General features: G+C 71.2%; 11 protein-coding genes. 4 read left to right on the forward strand and 7 right to left on the reverse strand.

Annotation, left to right across the window (positions count from 1 at the left end; translation table 11 throughout):
• The first annotated feature begins 30 nt into the window (after window positions 1-30).
• From QSJ40_RS05390 to QSJ40_RS05400, 3 genes are read left to right on the forward strand one after another with little or no spacing between them, the layout of a single operon-like run.
• On the forward strand, window positions 31-2,229 hold the full coding sequence (locus QSJ40_RS05390; RefSeq protein ID WP_006215267.1) for a 3-hydroxyacyl-CoA dehydrogenase NAD-binding domain-containing protein: 2,199 nt from the start codon (window positions 31-33) through the stop codon (window positions 2,227-2,229).
• Window positions 2,226-3,197 carry a CoA transferase gene (locus tag QSJ40_RS05395; protein ID WP_006215266.1) on the forward strand — a complete coding sequence of 324 codons (972 nt, stop codon included), beginning with the start codon at window positions 2,226-2,228 and terminating at the stop codon, window positions 3,195-3,197. Before QSJ40_RS05390 ends, QSJ40_RS05395 begins: the two co-directional genes overlap by 4 nt.
• Window positions 3,198-3,255: 58 nt before the next feature.
• Window positions 3,256-4,437, forward strand: a complete 1,182-nt coding sequence (locus QSJ40_RS05400) for an acyl-CoA dehydrogenase family protein (protein WP_006215265.1) — start codon at window positions 3,256-3,258, stop codon at window positions 4,435-4,437.
• Window positions 4,438-4,453: 16 nt separating this feature from the next.
• Here QSJ40_RS05400 and QSJ40_RS05405 read toward each other — a convergent pair whose 3' ends face one another.
• The 6 genes from QSJ40_RS05405 to QSJ40_RS05430 form a co-directional block, all read right to left on the reverse strand.
• Entirely contained in the window at window positions 4,454-4,882 is a 429-nt protein-coding gene (locus tag QSJ40_RS05405; protein ID WP_006215264.1) for an LbetaH domain-containing protein, read from the reverse strand.
• 144 nt (window positions 4,883-5,026) lie between these two features.
• Entirely contained in the window at window positions 5,027-5,323 is a 297-nt protein-coding gene (locus QSJ40_RS05410; RefSeq protein WP_006215263.1) for an antibiotic biosynthesis monooxygenase family protein, read from the reverse strand.
• An 89-nt stretch (window positions 5,324-5,412) separates the two neighbouring features.
• Window positions 5,413-6,774: a purine-cytosine permease family protein gene (locus tag QSJ40_RS05415; RefSeq protein WP_285729449.1), complete on the reverse strand. Its 1,362-nt coding sequence runs from the start codon at window positions 6,772-6,774 to the stop codon at window positions 5,413-5,415.
• 19 nt (window positions 6,775-6,793) lie between these two features.
• A complete protein-coding gene (gene speB, locus QSJ40_RS05420) occupies window positions 6,794-7,810 on the reverse strand; it encodes an agmatinase (RefSeq protein WP_006215261.1) in 1,017 nt (338 codons plus the stop codon).
• Between the two features lie 33 nt (window positions 7,811-7,843).
• Entirely contained in the window at window positions 7,844-9,532 is a 1,689-nt protein-coding gene (locus QSJ40_RS05425) for a flavin monoamine oxidase family protein (protein ID WP_006215260.1), read from the reverse strand.
• A complete protein-coding gene (locus tag QSJ40_RS05430; RefSeq protein WP_040561237.1) occupies window positions 9,529-11,088 on the reverse strand; it encodes an amino acid permease in 1,560 nt (519 codons plus the stop codon). The genes QSJ40_RS05425 and QSJ40_RS05430 overlap by 4 nt, the downstream gene beginning before the upstream one ends.
• 230 nt (window positions 11,089-11,318) lie before the next feature.
• On the opposite strand from QSJ40_RS05430, the gene QSJ40_RS05435 reads away from it, so the two are divergent.
• Window positions 11,319-12,878, forward strand: coding sequence for a PucR family transcriptional regulator (locus QSJ40_RS05435; RefSeq protein WP_006215258.1), 1,560 nt, complete (start codon window positions 11,319-11,321; stop codon window positions 12,876-12,878).
• A 46-nt stretch (window positions 12,879-12,924) separates the two neighbouring features.
• Here QSJ40_RS05435 and QSJ40_RS05440 read toward each other — a convergent pair whose 3' ends face one another.
• Entirely contained in the window at window positions 12,925-13,734 is an 810-nt protein-coding gene (locus tag QSJ40_RS05440) for a nitrilase-related carbon-nitrogen hydrolase (RefSeq protein ID WP_006215257.1), read from the reverse strand.
• Between the last annotated feature and the right edge of the window lie 22 nt (window positions 13,735-13,756).

Genomic DNA, 13,756 nt, shown 5'->3' on the forward strand with positions numbered 1-13,756 from the left:
CGCATGAGCCATCCGAAGGGACCCCCACCGATGACGCAGCACGACAGCGACGCCACGACCACCGAGCCGACCATGATCTCCTGGCAGCGCGACGACGACCTGGTCATCCTCACCATGGATGACCCCGGCGCCCCCGTGAACACCATGAACGACGCCTACCAGGACGCCCTGGAGAAGGCGCTCGAGCGGCTCGAGGCCGAGCGAGACTCGATCCACGGCGTGGTGCTGACCAGCGCCAAGAAGGACTTCTTCGCCGGAGGCGACCTCAAGGCGCTGCGGGCGGCCGGGCCGGGCGACGAGGAGGAGATCTTCGCCCTCACCCAGTCGATCAAGGGGCAGCTGCGCCGCCTGGAGACCCTGGGCATCCCGGTCGTGGCTGCGCTCAACGGCTCAGCGCTCGGCGGCGGGCTGGAGATCGCGCTGGCCTGCCACCACCGGATCTGCGTCGGCGGCTCCCGGGTCAAGCTCGGCCTGCCGGAAGTGAGCCTGGGCCTGCTGCCCGGCGCCGGCGGCATCTCGCGCCTGACCCGCATGCTCGGGATCCAGGCCGCTCTGATGGGCTGGATCCTGCCCGGGGCCCAGAAGTCCCCGGCACAGGCCCTCGAGACAGGAGTCATCGACGAGGTCGTCGAGTCGCCGAAGGAGCTGCTGCCCGCGGCGAAGGCCTGGCTGCGCGAGCACGCCCAGGGCGAGGACGCCGCGGTCAAGGCCTGGGACGTCAAGGGCTTCCGCATCCCGGGCGGCGGCCCCTCGCAGCCATCGTTCGCCCAGAACCTGCCCGCCTTCCCCGCCAACCTGCGCAAGCAGCTGAAGGGAGCGGACCTGCCCGCTCCGCTGGCGGCGCTGAGCACCGCGATCGAGGGTGCGCAGGTCGACTTCGACACCGCCTGCCGGATCGAGTCGCGGTACTTCACACAGCTGGTCACCGGCCGGGTCTCGACCGCCATGATCCAGGCCTTCCACTTCGACCTGCAGGCCGCCCGAGCGGGCCGGTTCCTGGGCGAGCGGACCACGCAGCCGCAGAAGGTCTCCTCGGTGGCCGTTCTGGGCGCCGGGATGATGGGCGCGGGCATCGCCTACGAGTGCGCCCGCGCCGGGATGACCGTGCACCTCAAGGACGTCTCCGTGGACAAAGCGGAGAAGGGCCGTCAGCACAGCGAGTCGCTGCTGGCCAAGGCCGTGCAGCGCGGGCGGATGACGCAGGAGGAGGCCGATGAGGTCCTGGGCCGCATCCTGCCCACCGATCAAGCGTCGGATCTGGCGGGCGTCGAGGCCGTGATCGAGGCGGTCTTCGAGGACCCCGATCTGAAGGCATCCGTGTTCGCCGAGGTGGAGGCTGTCGTCGGGCCGGACACGCTGATGTGCTCGAACACCTCCACCCTGCCGATCACCTCGCTGCAGTCCCGTCGTGAGCGGCCGGCGGATTTCATCGGCCTGCACTTCTTCTCGCCGGTCGAGAAGATGAAGCTGGTCGAGATCATCAGCGGCGAGCAGACCTCCCAGCGCACGCTCGAGCGGGCCTATGACCTCTCGCAGCAGATCCGCAAGATCGCGATCAGCGTGGGCGACGGCCGGGGCTTCTACACCTCGCGCGTGTTCGGCACCCTGCTGCTCGAAGCCGTGGCCATGCTCGACGAGGGCGCGGATCCGCAGGTGATCGAGCGCCGCGCCTCGCAGGCGGGGTTCCCGGGCACGCCGCTGGCGATGTTCGATGAGATCTCCATGAACCTCATGCGCCACATCCGCGATACCGAGATCCAGGCTGCCCATGCCGAGGGCCGAGAGCGCCCGGTGGCTCCCGGCGAGGCGCTCGTGGACCGCATGGTCGAGGAGTTCGAGCGGCCCGGACGCGCTGCCGGGGCGGGCTTCTACGACTACCCGGACGACGGCGGCAAGCACCTGTGGCCGGGGCTGAGGGAGCACTTCGCACGCGGCACCGAGCTGCCGGCCGAGGACATGAAGGACCGGCTGCTGTTCCGCATGGCCCTGGAGACCGCGGCCTGCTTCGAGGAGGGCGTGCTCACCGACACGGCCTCGGCGAACATCGGCGGGATCTTCGGCATCGGCTTCCCTCCGGCCACCGGCGGCCCGGCCACCTTCATGACGAACTACGAGGGCGGCCTGGCCGGCTTCATCGCCCGGGCGGAGGAGCTGGCAGCGGCCTATGGCCCGCGCTTCGCGCCCTCGGACTGGCTGCGGGCCCGAGCGGACGAGGGGACCCTGGCATGACCGAGCGCCCCGAGCCCGGCCCCGCCCAGCCCGCCGCGCGCGGAGGGGCGGTGCCGTCCGGGGCGCTCGAGGACCTCGTGGTGGTGTCGATCGCCCAGAACCTCCCGGGACCGGTGGCCGCGGCGCGCCTGCAGGGCCTGGGCGCGCGGGTCGTGACGATCCAGCCGCCGTCCGGAGATCCTCTGCGCCACCAGCTGCCCGAGCTGTTCGAGCACCTCCACCGGGGCCAGGAGGTCCTGAGCCTGGACCTCAAGTCGGACGAGGGCCGAGAGCGCCTCGAGGGCCTGCTGGAGGGCGCGGACCTGCTGCTGAGCTCCTCGCGGGCCGGGGCGCTGCGACGGCTGGGCCTGGACTTCGCCTCGGTGCATCCCCGGCACCCGGGGCTGTGCCAGGTCGACCTGGTGGGCTTCCCCGGCGACCACGCCGATCGTCCCGGGCACGATCTGAGCTTCCAGGCGGGGGCGGGGCTGCTCGACCCGGACCGTCTGCCCCGCACGCTGAGCGCGGACATGCACGGCGCCGAGCAGGCCGTGAGCGCAGCCCTGACCCTGCTGCTGTCCCGCGAGCGCCACGGAACCCGCGGGCCCGACGGCCGCTGGGCCAGCGGCGGCGGCCATGAGCAGACGGCGCTGAGCGAGGCCGCCCTGGATCTGGCACTGCCGGTGCGCTGGGGGATGACCGGCCCGGAGTCGCCGCTCGGGGGAGCGAGCCCGTACTACCGCATCTACCCGGCCGCCCAGGGCCACGTGGCGCTGGCGGCCCTGGAGCCGCACTTCGTGCAGGCGCTGGTCGGCCTGGGCCTCGACCCGCAGGGCGACGTCCCGGAGCAGCTCACCTGGATCCTGGCCGAGCGCACCGCACAGGAGTGGGAGGACTGGGCGGCCCGAGCCGGGGCCCCGCTCACCGCTCTGGCTGAACCCGTGCGTCCGGGCCCGAGCACGGACCGCCCCGAATCCGGAGCCCCCTGACCCAGACCCCGGGCCCGCAGCAGCGACGTCCCGGTCGCATCGCAGAAGGAGAGCCATCATGAGCGCAGAGCACATCGACATCGCAGATCTGCCGGAGGCGGACCTGCTGGATCACCGCAGCGCGCTGCCGCAGGACCAGCAGCGCAGGCTGCGCGAGCTGCGGGAGTTCCTGGACGCGGAGATCCGCCCGCATACGGCCGAGCACTGGTCGCGCGACGAGTTCGCCCCCGAGCTGGCCGCCAAGTGCGGCGAGTTCGGACTGGGGGATCTGCGCTCGCCGGATACCGACTCGGTCTTCCGCGGCTTCGTGGCAGCCGAGCTGGCGCGGGCGGACATCTCCATCAGCGTCTACCTGGCGCTGCACAGCGACCTCGTGATGGCCACCCTCGACGAGCTGGGCTCCGAGGAGCAGAAGCAGCAGTGGCTGCCGCCCATGCGCCGCATGGAGTTCACCGGCTGCTTCGCCCTGACCGAGCCCGACCACGGCTCAGACGTGGCAGGCGGGCTGGCCACCACGGCGCGCCGCGACGGCGATCACTGGGTGCTCAACGGCACCAAGCGCTGGATCGGCAACGGGACGATCGCCCGCATCGCGATCGTGTGGGCCCGCGACGAGGCCGACGGCCAGGTCAAGGGCTTCATCGTGGAGACGGACACCCCCGGGTTCACGGCCACCAAGATCGAGCACAAGATCGCGGTGAAGATCGTGCAGAACGCGGACATCACCCTCGAGGACGTCCGCATCCCGGCCTCGAACCACCTGCCGGGCACCAGCTCCTTCCGCGACACCAACGTGATCCTGGAGCAGTCCCGTGCGGGGCTGGCCTGGCAGTCCGTGGGTGCGCAGATGGCGATCTTCGACGTCGCCCGCCGGTACGCCCTGGAGCGCCGGCAGTTCGGCCGCCCTCTGGCCGGCTTCCAGCTCACGCAGGATCACCTGGTGCGCATCGCGGCCAACACGACCGCCTCGGTCGGGATCGCCCACCGGATGAGCCAGCTGCGCGCCCAGGGCACGGCCACCATGGGCCAGGCGGCCATAGCCAAGCTGAAGACCTCCCAGATGGCGCGCGAGTCCGCTGCGCTGGGCCGCCAGCTCATGGGCGGCAACGGCATCCTGGTCGATCGGGAGATGGGGAAGATCTTCAGCGATGTGGAGGCGATCTTCACCTACGAGGGCACCGCGGAGGTCAACACCCTGATCGTCGGACGCGCGCTGACCGGGGTCTCCGCGTTCGTGTGAGTCGGCACATGCCCGCTCAGCCGTCGGTGCGCCGCCCCACGCAGCGCGCCGGATTCCCCGCCCAGATCTCGTCCTCGCCGGTGGAGCCCAGCACGACGGCGTTCGCTCCCACGATCGTCCCTCGGCCGATGCGGGTGATCCCGGCTCCGCCGAGCACCTTGCACCCGGGGAACAGCACGACGTCGTCGCCGATCTCCAGGTGCTCGAACGGCGAGTCGGTGCGGGGGAGGTGCGCATCCTTCCGCCCGATGGTGACCTGCTGATAGATCCGCACGCGATCGCCGATCGTGACCTCCGGATAGATCACGGTCCCGAAGCCGTAGTGCACCAGCTGCAGTCCGTCCCCGATGCGCACCTCGGCGGGCACGGAGAGGTTCAGCGGCAGGGCGGCCAGCCGTGCCAGGCGCCAGTTCCTGCGTGCGACGAGCCTCTCGGCGATGCCCATGGAGTTCCTCCCGATCCGGTGCTGCGAGCCGCACCCGAGTCTTCCGCGCCGTTCGTGAGCAGGGAAGAGGGACAGATGTGGACAGACGACGACGGACCCGCTCGAGAAGCGGGCCCGTCGCGGCGGCTGCTCCGGTGCGGGGCTTCAGCCCTCGAGGTCGACGACCTCGAACTCCAGCAGCTCGGCCTGCGAGCTCACCGGCTGGCGGCCGGTGGACTCATGCGAGGGCTGGCGTTGGGAGCGCCACGCCTCGAAGGAGGCCTCATCGCGCCAGCGGGTCACCACGAAGTAGCGGGATTCACCGCCGGTGGGGCGCAGCAGCTCGAAGCCCTCGAACCCGTCCGAGCCGTCGACCGAGTGCTTGCGCGAGGCGAAGCGCTGCTCGAGCTCGGCACCTGCACCCTCGGGGACGCTGAGGACATTGATCTTCACGACAGACATCGCGCACCTCTTCCGGTCGGCTCTGCGGCTTCTCGGGGCCGCCCCTTCAGCCTATGACCCCGGAGCCGGGGCGCTGGAGGGGCGAGGGCTCAGGCGGTCGCGGGCGATTCGTCCAGGGCATCGGCCAGGTGGCGGCTGGTCGTGCCCGGTGCCTCCTGCACGCCCGTCGCCCTGCACCACAGCAGGTACGTCGCCGCGGTGACGAGCACCGTGGGCAGCATCGCCCCCAGGGCGGAGGGCCACACGAAGGACAGGAGACCGCAGCAGACGGCGCCCACCGCCCAGGACACGACGGCCCCGGCATGCCAGCCGCCGCGGAACCAGTAGCGCCCGCCGCTGGTGCGGAGGATGTCCGGGGTGATGGTGCGCCGTCGCACCAGGTAGTAGTCCACGATCATCACGGCGAAGACCGGGATGAACAGGGAGCCGATCGTGGACAGGAAGTCGGTGAAGCGCTCGAGCAGCGCCAGCCACGTGGATCCCGCCACGGCCGCAGCGCCCAGGCCCAGCGCCGTGGGCACGAAGGGCAGCGGGCGACGATGCGGGAAGGCGTGGCGCAGCGTGAGCGTCATCCCGTAGAGGGCCATGGAGTTGGCGGCCATGACGGACAGGAACATGACGGCGGCCAGGGGAGCGCCGAAGGCGTCCAGGATCAGCGCCGGGTCGAAGGCGCGCGCACCGCCTCCTTCCAGCAGCACGAAGGACACGCAGACGATGCCCAGCACCATGGCCAGGATCGTGGACGTGGCATAGCCGACCGACGAGCCCACCGCGGCAGCCCTCTGCGTCCGAGCGGCCCGGGTCAGATCTGCGCTGAGCACGGTCCAGGAGATGGCGGTGGCGAAGGCGATGTCGAAGACGTCGATGCCCATCAGCTCGCCGCCGGGGATCCCGGTCAGCTCCAGGTACTCGCCGGGAGAGTGCCGTGTGAGGGCCTGCTGGAAGATGAAGGCCATCACGGCCAGGGTGAGCAGCCCCAGCAGCGGCTCGACGCGCTCGATGGCCCGATGCCCGAACAGGGCGATGCCGACCACGATGGCCTCGCTCGCAGCGGCGAACAGCGCAGGCTGGGAGAAGCCGGTCAGGTCGTGGACGACGTAGTCCACGGAGAGCCCGGCCAGCATGGCCTGCACCCATGACCAGCCCATCAGGATGACCACGTTGGCGATCGAGGGCAGCTGGGATCCCCGCAGGCCGAAGGAGGCCCGTGACAGGGCCATGGTGGACAGTCCCGTGCGCGCGCCCATCACCGCGATCAGCGACAGGATCGCGGTGCCGGCCAGCGTTCCCACGCCCGCCCACAGCACGGCGTCGGCGAACGGCACGGAGGGCACGAACATGGTCCCCGTCAGGATCGTGGTGACCACGAGGTTCGCGGCCAGCCAGATCAGCAGGATCCGGCCCAGACCCAGGGTGCCGCGCACGGGGCGGGCCCCCGGCGGGATGTCCATCCCACCGGGGGCCGTGGGCTCAGCCGCCGTAGACAGTGCCCGACTCCCCGTAGGCCGGTCCGCCCTTCTCGGCACCGGCGCCGAGTGCGAGCAGGGACATGAACTCGTAGACCACGTGCGCGGCGGCCAGGCCGGTGAGCTCGGCGTGATCGTAGGGAGGGGAGACCTCCACGACGTCCGCGCCCACCAGGTTCGTCCCGCGCAGCCCGCGCAGGATCTCGAGCAGCTCGCGCGAGGTCATGCCGCCGGGCTCGGGGGTTCCGGTGCCCGGGGCGTGCGCCGGGTCCAGGACGTCGATGTCCAGGGAGATGTACAGCGGGCGATCGCCCACGCGCTTGCGCAGCAGCTCGACCACGGCATCGGGGCCCATGCGCATGACGTCGTTGCTGGTCACGATCCCGAAGCCGAAGCGGGCGTCGTCGTCGAGGTCCTGCGTGCCGTAGAGCGGGCCGCGGGTGCCCACGTGGCACAGCGCGTCCGTGTCCAGCAGACCCTCCTCGAAGGCCCTGCGGAATGGCGTGCCGTGCGTGTACTCGGCGCCGAAGTACGTGTCCCAGGTGTCCAGGTGGGCATCGAAGTGCAGCAGGGCGATGGGCCCGTGCTTGGCGGCGTGGGCGCGCAGCAGCGGCAGGGCCAGGGTGTGGTCGCCGCCGATCGTGATGATCGAGGTGTCCTGGGCCAGGAAGGAGGCCGCGGCCTCCTGGGCGGCGCGCAGTCCGTCCTCGATGTCGAAGGCGTTGATGGCCACGTCGCCGGCATCGGCCACCTGCTTGGCGGCGAAGGGCGAGACCGACTGGGCGGGGTTGAACGGGCGCAGCAGGCGCGAGGACTCGCGCACGTGCGTGGCTCCGAAGCGAGCGCCGGGCCGGTAGGAGACGCCGGTGTCGAAGGGCATGCCGACCACGGCCACGTCGGCGTGGTCGACGTCCTCGATCCGGGGCAGGCGGGCGAAGGTGCCCAGTCCTGCGTAGCGCGGGGTGAGGGCGGCGTTGACGGGGCCGACGTGCCCGTTCTCGTTGACGCGGGGGTGATCCATGACGGGTCCTTCCGGTGGTGGGTGCGGGGCGGTTCAGTCCAGGGAGATGGGGCCGTACTCGTCGAGCAGCTCGCCCGGGCCCGGGTTCTCGGCGGCGCTGGAGCCGCCCAGATGGCGCACGACGCCCCAGGCCGCGTTCAGCGCGGTCTGCACGGCGCCCTCGGCCCAGCCAGCGGTCCAGGAGATGTCGTCGCCGGCCAGGAAGATGCCGCGCTGGTGCTCGGGCAGGTCGTCCTGCTGGAAGTGGGTGAACAGGCGCTGCTGGTAGCGGTAGTGCCCCGGCAGGTTGGCCTTGAAGGCGCCCATGAAGTTCGGGTCGGACTCCCACGAGACGGTGATCGGCTGGCCCACGATGTGGCTGGCGATGTCGACGTCCGGGTAGATCTGCTTCAGCGAGTGCAGCATCAGCTCCACGCGCTGGTCCGCATCCAGGGACAGCCACTTCATGGCGTCGTCGTTCCAGGTGTAGGACAGCAGGATCACGGCGGGCTTGTCGTCGCCGTCATCGAGCAGGTAGGTCGCGCGGTTGAGGCGGTCCGTCAGCGTCATGGACAGGGTGTCGCGGCCGGTCTCCGGATCGACGTCCTTCCAGAAGGGCCGGTCCACCATCACGAAGGTCTTGGAGGACTGCATGTAGTGCGAGCGCTCCAGGGCCGTCCACAGGGGCGCGGGGAACAGCGACTCCTGGGTGTCGATCCGGGTCGAGAGCAGCCAGGACTGGCAGGCGGTCACGACGGCGGCGTAGCGGCGGGTGCGGCCCCAGCGCTCGGTGATCTCGAGCTCGCCGGTGGTCTCGTCGCGATGGATCGCGCTCACGGCGCCGGCGGGGGCGCCGCCGTGCAGCGACTGCAGGCTGGTGCCGGCGGGCCAGTGCTCGAGCTGATCGGGGACATGGCGCCACAGCCGCTCCGGCAGCTGCTGGGCCCCGCCCAAGATGCGGCGGTGGCCGTCGTCGGCATCGGTGTAGACCACGCGCAGGATCTCGAGGATCGAGTTCGGGAAGTCGGTGTCCCAGCCGCCGGTGCCGAAGCCGACCTGGCCGAAGGCCTCGCGGTGGGCGAAGCCGGCCTCGCGGAAGGCCTGGGACTCGGCGATGAAGCCGTAGAAGGTCTGCTCGTCCATGCGCGGCAGCAGCCGGTTCCAGATCTCCTTGATCCGGGCGGTGTCGCGGTCGCGGATGGCGTCCTTCATCTGCTCGGCCTCGGCGTCGTCATCGATCGCCGACTGCCAGGCGCGGGCCACCTCGTTGAAGAACTCGGGCAGCTCATCGGGCGTGCGGGCGTAGTGCGACTGACCGCCCAGCTCGATCACCGTGGAGGGGGTGACGTCCGAGAGCGGGTTCGGGAAGGCCTCGGTCTCCAGTCCCACCAGGTCGATGTAGTGGTAGAGGGCGCGTCCGGAGACCGGGAAGCGCATGCCGCCCAGATCGGCGACGACCTCGGGAGCGGCGTCGAAGCTCGCGGTCTTCAGGCGACCGCCGATCTGGCCGGCCTCGTAGACCACCGGGCGCAGGCCGAGCTTCATCAGCTCGTAGGCCGTGATGAGCCCGGAGAGCCCCGCGCCGATCACGGCGACCTCGGTGCCGTGCATGGACTCGGGCACCTGGCCCAGGCCCGCGGGGTGCTGCAGGTAGTGGTCGTAGCTGAACGGGAAGTCGGGGTTCAGCATGGTCAGCGGGCGGTTCTGGCCGCCGTCCATGGGATGCTCGGTGGCAGTGGTCATCGTGATTCGCCTTCCTGGTCGCGGCGCCTCGGCGCGCCGATGGGGGAGGGGCCGTCAGCGGCTGCGTAGTCGATGGGGCCGGTGGCGGGGTACGGCTCGGCCATGAGGACGCCGTACTCGTCGGCGGAGAGCTTGCCCACGAGGGAGTGGCGGCGGCTGTAGGCCAGGTAGATGACCGCTCCGACCGCCATCCAGATCAGGAACACGATCCAAGTCACGCCGCCGAGCTGGGTCATCAGCGCCGCGCAGATCAGGGCGCCGAGGATCGGGGTGATGGGGAACAGCGGCAAGCGGAAGCTGTCGCGGCTCATGGGCTCGCGGCGGCGCAGCAGGATCACGGCGATGTTGACCAGCATGAAGGCGAACAGCGTGCCGATGCTCGTGGCGTTGGCGAGCTCGCCCAGCGGGATCAGACCGGCGGTCACCGTGATGATGGCTCCGACGATCACCGTGTTGGCCACCGGGGTGGCGGTGCGCGGGGAGACCTTCTGGAAGATCGCCGGGACCATGCCGTCGCGGGACATGGACATCAGGATGCGGGTCTGGCCGTAGAGCACCGTGAGCACGACCGAGACGATCGCGACCACAGAGGACACGGCGAAGATCAGGCCGGGAACACGGGATCCGGTGATTGAGTCGAGGATGTGCACGAGCGGGGCCTCGGAGCCCTCGAACCAGTCCCAGGGCCGAGCGCCGACCGCGCTGACGGCGACCAGCACGTAGAGGGCCGTGATGACGACCATCGAGATGACGATCGAGCGCGGCAGATCCCGCTTGGGGTTCTTGGCCTCTTCGCCGGCCGTCGAGGCGGCGTCGAAGCCGATGTAGGAGAAGAACACGACGGCAGCCGCACCGGTCACGCCGCTGACGCCCATGGGCAGCAGGGGTTCGAAGTTGCCCGAGTCGAAGGCCGTGAAGGCCACGATGATGAAGAAGATCAGGATCGCCATCTTGATGAGCACCATCACGACGTTGGTCAGCGAGGACTCGCGGGCTCCGCGCACCAGCAGGATCGTGGCGAAGATGACGACCAGGATGGCCGGCAGGTTGATCAGCCCGCCCTCCGACGGCGCGGCCGTGAGGGCCTCGGGCAGGCTCAGCCCGAAGACCGACAGGGTCTCGTTGACGTACTGGCTCGCGCCCACGGCCACGGCTGCCACGGAGACCCCGTACTCGAGCACCAGGCACCAGCCGCAGATCCAGGCCATGCCCTCGCCCATGGTGGCGAAGGAGTAGGAGTAGCTCGATCCGGAGACGGGGACGCGTCCGGCGAGCTCGGCATAGGACAGGGCCGACAGCAGCGCAGCGATGCCTGCGATGACGAACGAGATCCACACGGCGGGACCGGCCATGGGCACGGACTCGCCGAGGATCACGAGGATGCCGGTTCCAAGGGTCGCGCCGATGCTGATCATGGTCAGCTGGACCACGCCGAAGCTGCGGCTGAGCTCGTTTCCCTCCTCATCCGCGCCGCTCTCGCGTCGGAACATGGGCAGGGGCTTGCGCCTGGACAGCTGGGCTCCGAGCGAGAGTCGCTCGGCGGGTGCATCGGCCATGGGGGTTCCCTTCTCCGGCGGATCGAGTGCCACTCTAGGGACGTGATCCGCATCTCATCGTGGGATGATATGCCCTGAGATTCGTCAATGAGGTGCGGAACGCACCATAGCCGCTGCCGTCGAGGACGGGGCCCTCGGGCCCGGCCCGGCGAGGCGGGGGCATCGGCGCAGAGCAGCGAAGGAGCACCGACCGACGTCGGGGCCTCCCGCGCTCGGATCAGGAGGAGATCGTGGACCCGTCGCTCGAGACACCGCTCGTGACCGTGACCCTGGACAGGCTGCTGCGGGCGCTTCCCGGTTCGGTGCGCGTGCTGCACCCGGGACGCGGGGACAGCGCGGTGCGGTGGGTCGGCTCGAGCGAGCTCGATGACCCCGTCCCGTTCCTGGTTCCGGGGGAGGTCCTGCTCACCTCGGGCATGCCATTCCGCGCCGCCGACGGCAGCGGCGAGGCCGAGCGCTACGTGGCGTCGCTGGTGCAGGCCGAGGTCCGCGCGCTGGGCGTGGGGCTGGCTCCGCATCACGATCGCACCCCCGAGGCGGTGCTCGAGGCCTGCCGGCAGCACGGGTTGGGGCTGTTCGAGATCCCGCCCGAGGTCTCGTTCGCCGCGATCGGGCTGGCCTTCGCTCAGCTCATGGAGACGGCTCGGGCCCGGGTGCTGCGCGATCTGCACGACGGCACCCGGCGCCTGCTCGGTGCGGCCATGGGCTCGAGCCCCGAGCAGGACGTGCTGTCGGTGCTCATGCGAGGCGGCGTGGGGTGGGCCGTGCTGCTGGGCACGGACGGACGGGTGCGCGCCGGGGTCAGCCCGGCCTCCGCGCAGCAGCTCGAGCAGCTCGTCGAGCGGGTGATGGGCCGGTCGGGATCGCGCCTGGAGATCGCCCGGTTCCCCGAGATCGAGGAGCCGGTCGTGGAGGCGCACCCGCTGCGCCCCCGCGGCGACGACGCCGTGGCGGTCCTGGTGGCTGGCTCCCGCCGCCCGCTGGAGCCCTCGGCCGCCGGCACCGTCCGCGCGGCGGTGACCGTGCTGGAGGTCCTGCAGCATCGCCGCGACGGCAGGAGGGAGGCCGTCGGGGAGCTGGCGGCTCGGTTGCTGCTGCGGGGCAGCGCGGCCTCACCGGCCACGGAGGCGCTGATCAGCCGCAGCGCGGGGTCCTCGGAGCGCAGGCGGCTGCGAGTCGTCATGGGCGTGCCCAGGGATCCGGGCGGGACATCGGCCGGTGCTCGCTTCTGGGGCCATCTGCTCGACACGGATCTGGTGATCCCGGAGGACTGGGGATTCACGGCGATCACGCGCCGCGATCCGAGCGCCCAGGCGGTCTCCGAGGCCCGGCGCCGCGGATGGCTCCTGGCCATCGGCGATCCGGTCGCGGCCGACGCCCTGCGGACGGCGGCCGTGGAGGTGACAGCGGTGCGCGATCAGCTGCGCAGCAGCGACCGCAGCCTGCGTCAGGGGGAGCAGCCGCCGAGCGTGGCCTCCCTGCTGGGCCCGCAGGCGGGCGCCGCACTGGCCCGTGGAGTGCTCGGGCCCCTGCTCGAGCCCACCGCGGAGGCGGCCGAGCAGCGCCGCGTGCTCACCGCATGGCTGGCCTGCGGCGGCTCCTGGGAGGCGGCGGCCCGTGAGCTGGACCTGCATCGCAACACGGTGCGTCGCCAGATCGAGACTCTGCAGCGGGAGCTCGGGACGGATCTGGGCGACATGGGCGTGCGCGCCGACCTGTGGGTCGCGCTGCGCTTCGCCGCGGAGGCTCAGGAGGACCGGACGGACGACGGGGACCGAGCGAGCCGCTGAAGGCTCGGTCGGTCCCCGTCGTGCGCCGCCTGCTGTGCGTCGCTGCTCAGCCGCGCTCCCAGCGGGAGTAGAGATCGGGGCGGCGCTGGTCCAGGTAGGGGATCTCGGCGCGGGCCCGGCGCACCTCCTCGAAGTCCAGGTCCGCGATGATCAGCTCCGGCTCCTGGCCCGCTCGGGCAAGGTCTCTGCCGTGCGGTCCCACGATCACGCTGCGTCCGTCGTAGCGGATCCCGTCCTCCACGCCCGCGTGATTCGCATAGGCCACGATCGTGTGGTTCTCGAGAGCGCGCGCCCGCAGCAGGACCTCCGAGACCTCCGGGAAGCCCTCGGATATCGCCGTGGGAGCCAGGATCAGCTCCGCGCCCGCGACCGCCGCGGCTCGCACGATCTCCGGGAACTCCACGTCGAAGCAGATCACGATCGAGACGGGCACGCCCAGCAGGTCGACGACGGCTGGAGCCTGCTCGGAAGGGGAGAAGGCGGCCGCCTCGTCCCCGCCGAAGAGATGGACCTTGCCGTAGTCGAGCAGCCGGCTGCCGTCGGCGTCGAAGAGCGCGGCGCGGATCTGCCATGGGCCGTCCGGGCCCGAGCCCGGCTCCTGGGCGGGGAAGCTGACGACCGCGGCGATCCCGATCTCCCGGCAGGCCTGCGCCACGCGCTCCAGGACGCCGGCGATCGCCTGCGGATCGGCTGCGGCGCGCACTGCGAGCGGGGCGTAGCCGGTCAGGAACAGCTCCGGGGTCACGAGCACGTCGGCCCCGCGGTCGGCGGCCGCTCTCATGCCGTCCACCACCGTGGCCAGATTGGCCTCGAGATCGTTGACGACCGCGAGCTCCTGCAGAACTGCCAGCCTCATGGGCTCCTCCTCATCCGTGCGG

Origin of the sequence: Kocuria sp. NBRC 114282 (genome assembly GCF_030268385.1) — a bacterium.
GTDB lineage: Bacteria > Actinomycetota > Actinomycetes > Actinomycetales > Micrococcaceae > Kocuria > Kocuria palustris.

Excerpts from the sequence above, each read along its gene's own strand:
- QSJ40_RS05405 (WP_006215264.1), bottom strand. The coding sequence starts at position 4,882 with ATGGGCATCGCCGAGAGGCTCGTCGCACGCAGGAACTGGCGCCTGGCA.
- QSJ40_RS05425 (WP_006215260.1), bottom strand. The coding sequence starts at position 9,532 with ATGACCACTGCCACCGAGCATCCCATGGACGGCGGCCAGAACCGCCCG.
- speB (WP_006215261.1), bottom strand. The coding sequence starts at position 7,810 with ATGGATCACCCCCGCGTCAACGAGAACGGGCACGTCGGCCCCGTCAAC.
- QSJ40_RS05410 (WP_006215263.1), bottom strand. The coding sequence starts at position 5,323 with ATGTCTGTCGTGAAGATCAATGTCCTCAGCGTCCCCGAGGGTGCAGGT.
- QSJ40_RS05415 (WP_285729449.1), bottom strand. The coding sequence starts at position 6,774 with ATGGACATCCCGCCGGGGGCCCGCCCCGTGCGCGGCACCCTGGGTCTG.
- QSJ40_RS05400 (WP_006215265.1), top strand. The coding sequence starts at position 3,256 with ATGAGCGCAGAGCACATCGACATCGCAGATCTGCCGGAGGCGGACCTG.
- QSJ40_RS05390 (WP_006215267.1), top strand. The coding sequence starts at position 31 with ATGACGCAGCACGACAGCGACGCCACGACCACCGAGCCGACCATGATC.
- QSJ40_RS05440 (WP_006215257.1), bottom strand. The coding sequence starts at position 13,734 with ATGAGGCTGGCAGTTCTGCAGGAGCTCGCGGTCGTCAACGATCTCGAG.
- QSJ40_RS05430 (WP_040561237.1), bottom strand. The coding sequence starts at position 11,088 with ATGGCCGATGCACCCGCCGAGCGACTCTCGCTCGGAGCCCAGCTGTCC.
- QSJ40_RS05395 (WP_006215266.1), top strand. The coding sequence starts at position 2,226 with ATGACCGAGCGCCCCGAGCCCGGCCCCGCCCAGCCCGCCGCGCGCGGA.